The 13,894-nt window shown below is 47.8% G+C and carries 7 protein-coding genes; 2 read left to right on the forward strand and 5 right to left on the reverse strand.

The window, feature by feature from the left end:
• Positions 1-171: 171 nt before the first annotated feature.
• On the reverse strand, positions 172-5,592 hold the full coding sequence (locus tag ACUN27_RS35075; protein WP_445560496.1) for an S-layer homology domain-containing protein: 5,421 nt from the start codon (positions 5,590-5,592) through the stop codon (positions 172-174).
• 30 nt (positions 5,593-5,622) lie between these two features.
• Positions 5,623-6,807, reverse strand: a complete 1,185-nt coding sequence (locus tag ACUN27_RS35080) for a HupE/UreJ family protein (RefSeq protein WP_315955673.1) — start codon at positions 6,805-6,807, stop codon at positions 5,623-5,625.
• A 315-nt stretch (positions 6,808-7,122) separates the two neighbouring features.
• Between ACUN27_RS35080 and ACUN27_RS35085 the strand changes: the two genes are divergently transcribed.
• Positions 7,123-9,276 (forward strand): helix-turn-helix domain-containing protein, encoded by a 2,154-nt coding sequence (locus ACUN27_RS35085; RefSeq protein WP_326062958.1) that lies wholly within the window; start codon positions 7,123-7,125, stop codon positions 9,274-9,276.
• A gap of 35 nt (positions 9,277-9,311) precedes the next feature.
• Here ACUN27_RS35085 and ACUN27_RS35090 read toward each other — a convergent pair whose 3' ends face one another.
• On the reverse strand, positions 9,312-10,703 hold the full coding sequence (locus ACUN27_RS35090) for an ABC transporter substrate-binding protein (RefSeq protein WP_445560497.1): 1,392 nt from the start codon (positions 10,701-10,703) through the stop codon (positions 9,312-9,314).
• Positions 10,704-10,796: 93 nt separating this feature from the next.
• Positions 10,797-11,882, reverse strand: coding sequence for a DUF3048 domain-containing protein (locus ACUN27_RS35095; protein WP_315955670.1), 1,086 nt, complete (start codon positions 11,880-11,882; stop codon positions 10,797-10,799).
• Positions 11,883-12,422: 540 nt separating this feature from the next.
• Here ACUN27_RS35095 and ACUN27_RS35100 point away from each other — a divergent pair.
• Positions 12,423-12,836: a thiol-disulfide oxidoreductase DCC family protein gene (locus tag ACUN27_RS35100; RefSeq protein ID WP_326062959.1), complete on the forward strand. Its 414-nt coding sequence runs from the start codon at positions 12,423-12,425 to the stop codon at positions 12,834-12,836.
• Positions 12,837-12,851: 15 nt separating this feature from the next.
• Here the strand turns inward: ACUN27_RS35100 and ACUN27_RS35105 are convergent, their stop codons facing one another.
• Complete coding sequence (locus ACUN27_RS35105; protein WP_326062960.1) at positions 12,852-13,652, reverse strand: DODA-type extradiol aromatic ring-opening family dioxygenase; 801 nt, start codon at positions 13,650-13,652, stop codon at positions 12,852-12,854.
• Positions 13,653-13,894 lie beyond the last annotated feature (242 nt).

The raw sequence follows: 13,894 nt of genomic DNA on the forward strand, positions 1-13,894 counted from the left end.
CCCAAAAACCTGCCCAGATCAGCTAATTAGCGGACCACAGTTCCCTCTCCCCCGCTAGTAGAGCTGTTTCGGGCAGAATAGCGCGCTGTAGTTCCCCTCCTTGCCCACTAGAGAGACTCTGTGACCAAAAAAAGGCTCCCCGTCTTTTCAGACGAAGGAGCCTTTTCATTTCTATTTCTTCAAGACTCTTAGAATAAGGGTAGATGCTTCCGCGCGCGTTGTTAATCCTTGCGGTTTCAGCGTACCATCCTCATAACCGTTCATGAACCCTTTGGAGGTTAACGTAGCTACAGCCGCTTGTGCCCAATCTGAAATCGCAGCATTATCGGTGAAGCTCGTATTCCCTGCCATCTTGTCCAAATGAGCGGCACGAACCATGATTTCCGCCATTTGCTCACGAGTAATGAAATCATCCGGACCAAAGGTTGTATCTGTGTACCCTGTGATAATGCCTTGTGCAGCAGCTGTGGCGATTGCGTTCTTCGCCCAGTGGTTCGCTGCATCCGTAAACTTATTGTTGCTGTCTTGATCGTTCAATTTCAGGTACTTCACAACGATTGAAACGAATTCAGCTCGCGTGATGCGGTTTTCCGGTTTAAATGTGCCATCTTCATAACCGTTAATGGAACCCGCTTTGACTAGTTCTAGAATGTTAGATTCTGCCCAGTGTCCTTTGATGTCTGTCAAATTAACGTTACCAGACTCAGGTTTTGTTTCTTGTTTCGGGTTAGAGATAACGGCAAATTTCGTAAAGTGGGTGACAGAACCGGTTACGGTACCTTTCACTTTATCAACGACAATGTTATCTAATTGAACCCAAGTTTTCGTTGTTTCATTAAACCAATACAAGCTTACGTCTGACTGATCTAGATTTACTTTGCTCTTATCAAAAGGCAATGTGATTTCGATAGCTTTACTAAAGCTGCCATCTTTATCTTTCTTAATTTCGAATACATCACCAATCAGCTTAGATGATGGGTCTACCGGCAGCGAAGCTGCATCGGATATTTTAGCCACCGTAATCTTAATGTCGCCTGGTATCGCACCACTTGGAATAACGATCTTAGCGCCTTCCAAAGTTACTGTACCACCATCCACTGGAATCGTTGCGCCCGAAGGAATCGCTGGCGCACTGCCTCCACCACTGTCGCTTGATTCTTCTTGATGACTAGTGTTGAATTTCCAAATATCGGACTGTCTCGATCCACCATATTGATCTTCGGCGAGAGCGTACCATTGATAGGTCATATTTAGAGTAAGGTTCGGCCAAACCACGGTTGCCGTCTGTCCACTCTTCACATTATCGACGCTTCCGATCGTTTTGTTCGTATACACGTTCACACCGATATAATCCGTAGCTACGCGTTTGGTTACAGCATCTAGATTCAAATTCAAGTCGAACTCGTCTTTCCCAGGATGTTCGTCCGGTTCATAGAAGTTGTAATCGTCCAAATGAGGCGAGTAAGTCTTCATGTGGATTTTGCCGTTTTTCAAATCAAATTGCATTAATCTCATATACCCAAGTCCGCCTTCAGGAGCGCCCTGGTAATCCGCCAACATTTGATACACATTACGGTCTGGGATGCCGTCGTTGTTATCGTCGATTGGATCGACTTTCAACTCAGCGTCGTGATAGTGACCGGATAGAGCGGCAATAACGTTCTTATTCGGCTTAATAACACGCTCGAATACTTTTTCCGCCATTGGTGCGCGGTTATTGGAGACGAGCATGAATTCGTGGAAGTTCAGAATCGCTTTGCGGTTCGGATACTTTTTCAACACTTCGTTGATCCAATCAATCTCTTTGTCTCCGTAACCCCAACCCATGTAAACGACGATAAAATCGTTGCCGTTCGAGGAAACTAAGTCATAGTGGCCGCGGTTGTTATCATACGATTCGCCGTAGGTCGGTTGGTTTTTGAACCGATCCTCACCAAACCACTTGTCGTAATAGCTGTAATCATTGTCTTGGTGGCCTACGTCATGGTTACCTGCAAGCACCCCGTATGGGATTCCTGCCGTCTCCAAAACTTTCATATCTTTGTCGGCTTCAATCCATTGGTACTCTTGATCGGCATTATCGACGATGTCGCCAGTATGAATGACGTATTTGATTTTGTTGTCTTCTTTGTGATCGGAGATCCATTTCACCATTTTTTGATAGATATATGGATAGCTCTTGGAATAGTACTGCGTATCAGACATCCACACGAAGGAGAAATCATAGTCGGTACTAGGCGCTTGATCCTGTGCGATAGCAATCTCGTCCTGCACCATCACTTGAATTTTCCCGTTATTCGCATAATCGCCAGCTTGAACGTTCGCTTTCAGTTCAAAGTCTTCGCTTCCCGCGATAACGGTCTTAAGTTGACTCCATTCCAACTTGCTTGGGCTCCAAGCATACAAGGAAACTTTACGCCCTTCCAGGGACTTCCCTTTCCAATCAATAACGACTTCGTCTGTGCTTTGAATCGCAGGGTCTAACGCTACCTCAAAACGTTGGTAAGGAAACTTATCGTCAGACTGATCGTTGAGATAGTTGCCGTCAACACTGCTAATTTTACCGTAATCTTCAGGGGTCATAGCCGCTTCACTTGCAGGCTTTTCCTGCTTCGGAGGCTCTGTATCTGCAGCGCCGCGATAGCCGGTGAACGTTCCCTGTGTGCTTGCATCGTATTTGAAGCCTTGATTGAACGTAACTTTCAAGTCGTCGTTCATCGGATCGCTAACCTTCACACTAAGTGAAGCTGAGTTTTCCAAGCCAAATGCACCTTGACCCGGACCAACTTGTACAGGCATATCCGGTGCCTCGTTAGGCACTTCGAAATGAACGGTGACTTCCTTCACATTCCCAACTTTATCTGTAGCCTTCACGTTGAAAACATGCGCTCCACCCGGCAGTTGTGCGGATGAAGTAGCCATCGGCAATGTTATTGGTTGCTCGTCCAGCGTGGCCTCAACCTTGTCTACACCAGCCAATGCATCCGTTACATTCGCATCGATCGTGAAGCTTCCGCGGTACATTTTCCCTTCCTCAATGGAAGGCTGCACCACAGGAGCTGTGTTATCCACCTGAACATTGGAAGTAATCGTTCCATATGTGGTACTGCTTACTGTAACCTGATGATTGCCGTCACTCACAGAAGTCGTGTTCCAATCATAAGCTTTGGAAGCCAGCTGCGTGGACGGAATGACGAAGTTGAAATCAATCACTGGCGATAGACCGGAGGAATCCCCGATTTTGATCACCTTATTCGGATCGCTATATTTCGTGTCATACACAACCGTACCGTCTGCAAACACAAGACGAACGTTCTTCACTTCAAAATTATCTTTATTCTCTTCAGGACGATCATCAAACGGTGAAGCCTTGGAACCAGCACGAATCTGGAACGCATTGCTTCCTTCTTTGAGACGCTCGGCCTTTAATGGAATGGAAAGTGTTTTGTAGCTATTGATCGGATCTTGGAAAATCGAGAGAATTTCCTGCCCTTGGGTAATCCCGTTTTTGAAATAGTAGTTCACGCCCATGACTTCAAAAGCGAAGAAAGCATCATGCTCCACGGCATGATAAGTCGATTGTGTCAGTTCACTGCCGTCGATCGCTAGTTTCAGGCTGTCCGGGCTAACACCCTCGCCTGTCCCTTTCAACGCTTTCGTTTGCGAAACAACTTCGCCGTCTTTCACATTCAAGCGCAGGCTGGAATGGTCTGATCCGCCTTGAATTTGAACACGCTTCGTCTGTGTGACCGTTTCATTCGTGCCGTCGGACGCTGTGAAATAATAATCCAGGTAAGAGTTTCCGATAAGCTCTGGTGAATAAACCATATAGTGGTACAACGTATCCGCGAAGCTTTCTTTCAAGTACCTCTTGTTATATTTGGACTGTTTGTCCGTTTTATAGTAAAGAGCTACGGTTTTGAGCGATGTTTCGTCTTTAGCCTCTCCGATAATTTCTAGATCTAAGGCTTGATCGAGCGTGCTCTCTTTCGTCAAGTCTTTAAGTGTAGGCTTAAGAGTATCACGTGTAACCTTCACCGTCTGTGGTGGCACTTGACCCGGCGTGATGGTTCCCGGGGTAGCTGCGACTGCACTGGATTTGATCATGGTGTTGCCGCTCGTCGGGAATTTATAGACAATACCGTTGTTGGTACTGACGTCTTCCTTACCATAATAAGCTGCAGAAAGCTCGATGCCTGTATTCGTAGCAATCACGAGTCCACGGTTAGAGCCGTTCGCCATCCCGTCGCTGTGCACGCGCACAAGGTTAGTTCCTTCAACCAAATTCGTACCGTAGTTTGCATTGAAGTCGGCTACTGTCGAGTTCCCATTCTGGTTGTTGATGATCCAGAAGACGAGCGTCCCTTTTGAAGGAATGATCATATCTTCTTTATCTGCAGGCCATGGAACGTCCGCATCCGGACCCGAATCCGTGTAACGGTAGACGACTTTATAGTCTTTGAAGTTAACGGATTGATCGGTATTGTTATAAACTTCAATGAACTCATAACCGTCCGCTGAGCCCACATTCGTGGAATCCGGCACAACTTCGGTCACCATAAGCGGTGGAACCTTAGAATAATCGGATTGATCCATAGCGACCGTAACATTATATACACTCGATCTCACTGTGCTGAAGCCGTCATCGGCTTGGATGTAGTATTTCATTGCGCTTTCAGTCAGATTCGCCTTTGGAATGACAGCTTGGTATTGGCTGCTTCCTGTTACAGTCATAGGAACTGATTGATAGCTAGTCTGCGAAGCCATTTGATAATAAACCGCAGCAGCTACTGTTTCTCCCTGTTCAACGTTGACCGTTTGCGCTTGCAGCATCAAATCCTTCTTCTGATCCGCTTGCGTAACCGGTGTATGGATGATAGTCGGAGCCTGCGAAAAAATCCGAGGAACGGAAGGAACTTGGGTAGGATCTATGACTCCCGGAGTAGCATTTTTAGGAGTTGCATCTTCTCCAGATCCATACATGACCATTTTTTTCGATCCGTCAGAAGGATACCGGTAGAAAATCCCTTTATTCGCTATCGTTTGATTATCATTCTGATAGCTAGCTATGGAAATATCGCTGCCCGTCTTTTCCTGAATAACCAAGTCCCTTGGAGAGCTGTTATGCATCCCTCCTCCGCCTTCCACACGATACAGGTTGACATCCATTTGCAGGTTCGTTTGGAAGTTTGTATTGAAATCATTTACAGTCAGCCCTTTATTCTTCGCATTCATTACCCACAGAACGATGGAAGATTGCGCAGGGATCAGCATAGTGCCGTTAGAATTCGAGTTCTGATACGGTGCCCAGACAGTATCCGCACCAGAGAACCGGTAGACCAGATTGTACTGGTTAAAATCAAGTGTTTGATTTGAATTGTTATATACTTCAATAAATTCGTAAGCATCTGCATCTTCGATATTCGCTGTATCCGGAACAAGCTCCGTAATCATCAGCTTAGGCAATTTCGAATAGTCGACCGCGCTGATTTGCGTCTCATCCGCCTGTGCCGCCATAGGCGCGAGCATGCTGAACATCATACCAGCAACAGTCACACCGGATATCCATCGTTTGAAACTCTGTTTAACCAACTTGATAACGTCCCCTCATCATAAAAAGTTTTATTGACTAATAATGCGCTCAATCAACCAGTAAAGCCCGAACACGCCGATGATCCCCGAAGCGTATTGATTCCATTTGATTTGCAAGGGCAACCGTTTAATCCACAGAAGCACTGGAATCACAATCGCTACGACGACAAGCTGTCCAATTTCTACTCCCAGGTTGAATGAAAATAAAGGAAGGGCCATATGTCCAGATAACGTTCCTCGCAGCACCTCGGCAAAACCGAATCCGTGCACAAGGCCAAACAACAACGTAACGATTACGCGCGCACTCTCTTTTCGCTTCCATATATTCTCTACTGCAATATACAGAATGCTAAGGGCAATTAAGGGTTCGACGATTTTAGGTGAGAGATAAGCAACCTCTAGAGAAGATAGGACTAGCGTAATGCAGTGACCTATTGTAAAGGCGGTAATCAGTCGCAATATTTTCCATACCCTTTGCTCAGCGGCTAACAGGAGTCCCAGCACGAACAGCATGTGATCCAGACCCGACCAGATGTGCTCCATCCCCATGAGGACGTAGGTCTTGAGCGTACTTATCCAAGAAGTCGTCTCCAATTGAACAGCAGGCTTTGCATCCAGGGCTGAAGGTGGTGCCGCTGCTGACGGATTCCCGGCTGCTGCGCCCGGCCCTTGAATCTGTACAATATAGTTCTGGCTGCCAAGTACCTGCTGAATGGTTTGGCCACCGACCTGAATCGTGGCATAGTTGCTATGGTTGACATCGACCCCACTGTACCAGAAGAAATTGTACTGCATCAGATATTGCTTCACAGTGGCAGCGAATTTATATCGGATATCGATACCGATCATATCCATGCTGGCTCGTTTCTCATGCTTGGCACCGGTAATCACCGCAGATCCGATTTTCCCGTCTCCCGTTACAATCAGGCCGTCATCGACAAGCCTTGTTAGTGCATCCATAGATGCTGACAATTGTTTATCGCTGATCTTGTCGCCGCCGTCCGGCTTGTCCGGGAATATATGAACAAAGTCGCTCTCCAGAATCGACAGGTGGTATTGGATCGTATCCGCACCCACCTTGATATCGGAATACCCGGTTGAGGAGAAATGAGCTCCCGCCGAACCAGCAAAGGTCATGCTTACGATTACCGCCAAAGCAATAGCAAAAAAGCTCTTATAGATGTTGGTCACGGTTCTATCACGCATGTGTTTCATTTCGTTCCTATCCCCTCATTCGTCTTCATCAACTGATCTTGCTCTTTCGAACCTTAAGCCGCCTCTCCTTCCCATGAGCCTCGCTTGTTACCTGCCCATCATATCCGGAAGGCCGCTGCCTTGCCTATACACATGATTTTCGATACTTTCCCATTGTTTCGATTGGTTTTTTAAGCTTTTATGAACCGCCTGATCAGTAAAAATGCAAAGCTTCCAAAAAAAAGCCCATACCCTTACCAAGGATAATCGTCTACAATTGACTGTATATAACTCGCCGGAAGTCAACAGCGTAACGATCAAAGGGGCCTGCGACTTATGACTATTTTTTCATTGAATAAATCCTTGTTTCGACATGTTTTGACAAGCTTCATCGTTCTGATTCTGATCTTCTCCTCTTTCAGCCTGCTCATCTTCTGGATGCTAAAAAGCCACCTTCGCAGCGAGATGATCGAACAGAATCACCTCACTTTACAGAAAGTGGCGGAGCGTTATCAGTTTCAGTTGGATAAAATCAGAGAGGCCCTTTTCAAGCAATTCACAGATAAAGATGTCATTACTCTTAACAATCAAGTGAATCTAAAAAAAGATGCCGAGTCGCTGACTACTCGTCCTATTGTTCTGGACATCCAAAGTATCGTGGGGGATTCAGAGCTTTATCTGGATAATATGATCCTTCTGTTCCGTTCAGCGAATCTGGCCATTAATAAATTTGGTCCGGGGACGAATGAAGAATTGTTTGCAGGACTGTATGCCAGTAACCCATACCCAGTTTCTTATTGGCAGTCACAGTTTCAACGTACAGACAATTTCGTGCTTCATCCGGCCGCAGGCTTTGGGGCTACGAATACGGATCCAACTGACAAAACATTAATTCCTTATTCCATCAAACCTGCACTAGCTGATAATATGTTAATTGCCATGATCGACGCCGATCGTTTGCGGGACGCGATGCTCAAGGAAAATCCCAATCTGGATTTAACCATTGTGGGGCCGGGGCAAGACCTCATTTATCAAACGAATCGTAGTAGTGCTGCTAAGCTGCCAGAGACGTTATTCACATCTCCACCTACTGAGCGTGCCTATCTACTGGAAAAAGGGATTTATTACGTCGATTATCAAAATGAAGACAGCATGCATTTCATCATGCGAGTTACCAATCCTGATTTCGCAGGTAAAATCCTTCGTTTGGATAATCTCATGATCATCCTGCTAGGTATCTCGATTTTCATCGCTTTCGTTGTCTCGATCTTTTTCAGCAAACGGATTAACCATCCTGTACGCCAGCTTCTGAAGGAAAAAGGGCAAATTCAACAAGAACTGAAGGAGCAGCAGTCCGAGCTGACCAACTACCACTTCATCAATAAGTTAAAAAATATCAATCTGGAATCAGGCGAATGGCCGCACATTCAAGGTACTGAGGAAACTTACACCATCGTTCTGTACGAGCTTCGCTATCGAGCAGCAGCTTTTGTAGCTGTCCCGATGAGCAAGGAGCAGATCTCACAGTCTGTCGGTGCGCAGCTCAAACAGTTTGCGGATGAAACCATTCCTGGGTCCCATACTTTTCAAATTGAGCATCATCAGTTTCTATCTGTTTTTCCCGGTAATGAAAGAGATCGCATTATCGCCATGCTAGCGCAGCTGAAGCAGGTTCTGGATCAAGATAAGCGCTACTGTTTAGTAACGGCAGCCGTAAGTTCTGCATTTGAGCATTCGATCCAGTTCGGATATGCCTACCGCCAAGTCAATGAAATGGCCATGCAGGCCAGACTGCTGGACGAAACGCAAACGATAACCGAGTTCCGCTCGGACCGCTCTACGTATGTCTTAACGCTTTCGCAGGAGCAAGAACTAACCGCAGTTCTGAAGGCTGGCAAAGAGCAGGAAACACTGGACCTCTTCCTCCCATGGTTACAAGAACTTAATCACAAAGAAGCGTCAGTTGATGTGTTTAGGCATATGACACTTGCCGTGACGGACAAGGCCAAGATGGTGCTGGAACATTACAAAGTCCAAACAGAGGCCTTGTGGCAGCTTAAACCCCTTCTGCTTCAGCTGGACGAATGCTGCACACTCGCGGAATACGAATTCACCTTCCAGGCTTATTTTCGTGCTGTTACTCAGATTATCCGTGAGAAAAAAGAAGCCAACGACCCCATCGTTGACCGTGTTCTGCGCGTGATTCATGAGCAATTCGCAGAGGATCTCTCGCTCGATGTGTTGGCCGATCAACTCAATTTAAGCACCTCCTACCTCTCGACCTATATCAAAGAGAAGACGGGTGCCAACTTCATGGAACATCTGCATGACCGAAGAGTAAGCAATGCGAAGGAATTGCTGCACTCGACCGATTTGAACATTCAAGAAATCAGTATCCAAGTGGGGTATCGCAACATCTCTTCGTTTAACCGGATGTTCAAAAACCGCACAGGCTCCTCCCCAGGCGAATACCGCAAAACAAAGCTATAAAAAAAAGCATCCCGAATCGGGGTGCTTTTCTGCGTTTATTTCAATGCCTGATTATACGCTGCTATTTTGGCGTTAATTTCGGCTGCTGCCGCATCAAGTGCTGCCTGCGGCGACTGTTGTCCGCTGAGCGCCTGATTGACGGCTTCCTCCGTAAGCTTCCTTGCGTCAGGATATACGCCAAGAACGCCGTCTAGCGTCGCTTTATTTAATTTTGAAGCATGATGTTGTTCGATCGCTGTCTTGAACTGCGGATATTTCTTCATGTTTTCCTGCACAATTGGTAGCTCATACGTTTTCTTCGTGATTGGAAAATAGCCCGTGTTTACGTGAAAAATGGCTTGTTGTTCAGGCTCTGACAAAAACTTCATGAACGTCCAAGCAGCCTGCTGTTCCTCCTCGGACTTACTGTTCAGAATCCAGTTGCTGCCGCCTCCAACTCCTACGCCGCCACTCTCCGTCTCAGCTGGTTTCGGAAAGAAGCCTGTCCCCACTTCGAACTTGCCTTCAACCGAGTCCAGGATATCACGCAATGCGGCCGTTGTATCGAAAATCATCGCAACCTTGCCTTCGGCGAACGCTTTCTTCGAGGTATCGCCTTTGCCAGCCGAGTAGGTCGCTACATTGTTGTCCACAAGCTCCTTCCACCAAGCAAGCGCCTTAACGCCCTCTGCGCCGTTCAACTGCCAATCGGTAGCTAAGCCATCGCGACCATTCCCGTTATTTACCCACTCTGCGCCTTGATTGGCGACAAACTGCTCCATATACCAGCTATGTGTGCCAAAATAAGCGCCCGTTACGCCGCCTTTTGTCAGCTTAGTTGCTGCTTTCTTAACGTCTTCATACAACACAGGCGGTTGATCAGGATTTAGTCCTGCTGCCGTGAACAAATCTTTGTTGTAGTATAAGATCGGATTGGATGCGTTAAAAGGCATCGAAAACAGCGTATTATCCACTGTGTAATAATTAATAATAGCTTCATCCATCTGAGACGTGTCATACTTCTCTTGATCGATAAACGTCTGAATCGGTGTAATAGCTTTCGAATCAATCATAAACCGGGTTCCAATGTCATACACCTGCGCCATGGTAGGTGCAATTGTTGTACCGATGGACGCTTTCAACTTCGTCAGGCTATCATAATAAGAGCCCTGATAGACGGCTTCCACCTTCATATCTTTATGCGATGCATTGAACGCAGACACGAGCTTGTCTACCACTTTGCCATTTTCGCCGCTCATCGCGTGCCACCAGACGACTTTCGTTACCCCAACGGTCGATTCCGAGACGGCTTCTGCAGCTCCAGCCTTGCCTCCTCTAACACCGCTTTGATTCCCCCAGATTGTATAGCTAATTCCAAAAATGCCAAACAGCAGCAAAATAAACATCGTATAAATGGGTACTGAAACTTTACGTTGAAATTTATTCATGATATTCCCCCCCCATGACTTTTAATCATAGGGGATCAATGTATGAGCATGATTATTGGAATGTTAAGAGATTGTTAAATCTGTGTTCTGCGCCTACTCCATCTTAAGAGCGGTTCCCTCAGGCACGATCTGCACCCATGTATTTCCAGGCAGCAGCGGCACTTCTTTGCCGTCTTCCGCGTAAGCGCGCAGCATGCCGTTTTTGCGTTCCCATGTAATCTGCTGGGATTTGCCCTCTTGCAGGATGACGCCTTTGTTAGGGCCGAACACGTCGACCTCGCGGCGCCCTTCTTTGTCTACGATTTTGTGCTTGCTCTCCAGCACGAGCAGATTTTTGGCTTGCAGCTGCTTGCCGGTCTCCTTGTCGAGATGCGGCTTGCCCTCCATGCTGCGCATGTACACGCCTTCCGTAGGATTATATTCATAGGAAACGAAATACCCTTGGAGATAAGGAATAAGAATATAATGTACGGCAGCGCCGGTAAGTTTACTTTGACCATCATCCTTGGCAAAAGTAAGCAGCGGTCCGTTCCACTCCGAGCGGAATTTGCGCGCTTCGGCGCCTTTCTTCATTTTATCCACAGAGGTATAGAGATTGTGAGGAGCTTTGCGGTCCGTCGAGCGCCAGTAGTAGGCGCCATCGCCGTAGACCTCATCAAGATGAGCCAGCTTGCGGCCCGCCATCATATCCATCGCTTCCTGGCTCCAACCGGCATGAACGATAACGGCATCTAGCGCATCGCCGATCTCAACAAAATAGGGCCGGATGCTGCGCACTGGACCAATCGTTGTGGCCTCGTGGCTTTGGAACACGGAGACGAATCTAGTAATCTCGCCTTCTGCGAGAATTTCGTAGACGATGTCAGCCTGATCAAGGCCGGTTTGCGGCCTGGCTTGCGGAGCATTTTCGACCATGACCATGAAAGGACGGCTCTTCACTTCTTTCGCCGAAGGGAGTCCAGTCAGCGGGAATTTGTAGGGCAGCTCCGATTCTACTGCCGTGGCCGCGGGCTTCGTGGCTGGCGTTGAAGCTGATGGCGTTGCTGCTGCGGTATCCGGCGTCGTTGTTGGCAAGGAAACCGGCGTATCGCTGCAGCCGACCAGGGTTATGACAGAGCAGCCGAGGACGAGCCAGGCGCTGAGCGTTCTTTTGCGACGGGATAGGGACAATGATTTCATCAATAGGCACCTCTTCTCTTCATCTATTGTTCTATGAAATATATATGCTAGGCAAAAGAGAAATAGAAGACATTTTGAGTGGGGTTCATTGCATCGGAGAACTATTTCTCAACCTGCATACTTCACACGTTGGAGGATTTCATCAGGTATCTTCTTCCAGAACCTTCTTAATTCTCACGTTGGAGAATATCACACTAATTAGGTATAGTAGAGGAGAACGGTGTGGTGACAGCAAATTACGGACTAATATCATGTAAAAAGTACAGTAAATTTCGGTGCGCACTCTCAATTTGACGGAAAATCATGCAAAACGTACATTTCTTTTCGCGTCTCTGGGGCATTTCGGGAAGATTTAGCTGATTTACATGTACAAAATGCAGGTATTTCTCTTCAGCATGCTAATATGAGCAAATTTGCTGTACTTTTTACATGATTTGCTCGGGCTAGGAAGTGAACCTGCCTGGTCAAATAGCCCAGTGTAGCTACATGACTCATACAGCCGCCACAAGGAGATACACACCCCAAAAGGAGGCATCGTCCATGACTAAGCGGACTGATAACAAATCCGTCATTCTATTCGACGGTGTCTGCAATTTATGCAGCGGAGCTGTGCAGTTCATCCTGCGGAACGACCCGAAGGGCCATTTCCGCTTCGCGTCTTTGCAGTCGGCTGCCGGGCAAAAGCTGCTCGAGCAGCATCGGCTGCCCACGGACAATATCAGCACGATTGTGCTGATCGAGAACCGGCGCGCCTACACCCGCTCGACGGCAGCGCTGCGCATTGCCCGGCGGCTGCGCGGCGCTTACCCGCTGGCGTATGCAGCCATCATCATTCCGCCTCCGCTGCGGAATCTGGGCTATGCCTTCATCGCGAGCAATCGCTATCGCTGGTTCGGCAAGGCTGAGCACTGCATGCTGCCGAAGCCTGAGTTCAAGCAGCGCTTCCTCGAATAGCGCCGCAGCACGCGCTTAATCCAGGAAGCGCTCAGGCTTTTTCAAGCCGCCGAACATCCAGCAGCATAGGCTGAGCGTGCCCATCTGGAAGCTGTGATGCAGCAGCTTCGCCCGGCGTGCGCCATCTGCCGCACCTAGTGCGAGCAGCAAAGGCGCAAAATGCTGCGGCGTCGGCACCGCCGTAGCCGCATGAGGCGCTCTTTCGTCGTACCTCACAAGCGCCTCAAGATTCCACGTTTCGAGCTGCTCCGCCAGCCACTCATCGAATTCCACCGCCCACAGCTGGGGCACCGGATTATTCCGGTCTAGCCGCTGCAAATTGTGCACGGTGCCGCCGCTTCCGAGGATGAGGACATCCTCCTCCCGCAAAGAGCCGAGCGCCGCACCGATGCGGTAATGCTCTTCCTGCGTCAATCTGGGATTCACCGAGAGCGCCACCACAGGCATCTGCGCATCCGGGTACATCAGACACAGGGGCGCCCATACCCCATGATCCAATCCCCGCTCATCATCCAACTCACAACGGATGCCTTCCTCTTGAAGGAGCTGCTGAATATGCAAGCTCAGCGTCAAATCGCCTCTAGCTGGGTATTTAATGCTATAAACCTTATCTGATGCTCCCGAAACATCGTAGATCATCTCCGGACGAATCGCTGAGCTAACCGTCTGCACAGGACTCTCCCAATACGCACTAAATACAACGACCGCTTTGGGACGCGGTATGCTCTTCGCCAATTTGTGTAAAAACTCGGTGTAAGCATGCTGCTCAATAGCCAAGTTCGGTGTTCCATGTGCGATAAAAAAGGCTGGCAGCATGACAAATCACCCCTTCGTCCGGATTGGAAACATTTTACCAATATTCTACAGTATTCTCCAGTGTAACGAAATAAAACCCGCGGATTGTCATCCGTAAGGTCAGTTTTGTTGAGTGCCCGTTGGATGAAATCCAATGAAAGGGCATATTTGAGGCTTCCCTTTTACTTTACGTTGGACAAACTCCAATGAGGCCTAGAAAAATCGCCTTTTAGAGCCGAAAAAAGACCCCCCCGTTGGATTTC

The organism is Paenibacillus sp. WC2504, assembly GCF_052682475.1.

What these genes read in the sequence shown, in the direction of transcription:
- ACUN27_RS35080 (WP_315955673.1), bottom strand. Translation starts at nt 6,807, where the DNA reads ATGAAACACATGCGTGATAGAACCGTGACCAACATCTATAAGAGCTTT.
- ACUN27_RS35085 (WP_326062958.1), top strand. Translation starts at nt 7,123, where the DNA reads ATGACTATTTTTTCATTGAATAAATCCTTGTTTCGACATGTTTTGACA.
- ACUN27_RS35090 (WP_445560497.1), bottom strand. Translation starts at nt 10,703, where the DNA reads ATGAATAAATTTCAACGTAAAGTTTCAGTACCCATTTATACGATGTTT.
- ACUN27_RS35095 (WP_315955670.1), bottom strand. Translation starts at nt 11,882, where the DNA reads ATGAAATCATTGTCCCTATCCCGTCGCAAAAGAACGCTCAGCGCCTGG.
- ACUN27_RS35100 (WP_326062959.1), top strand. Translation starts at nt 12,423, where the DNA reads ATGACTAAGCGGACTGATAACAAATCCGTCATTCTATTCGACGGTGTC.
- ACUN27_RS35105 (WP_326062960.1), bottom strand. Translation starts at nt 13,652, where the DNA reads ATGCTGCCAGCCTTTTTTATCGCACATGGAACACCGAACTTGGCTATT.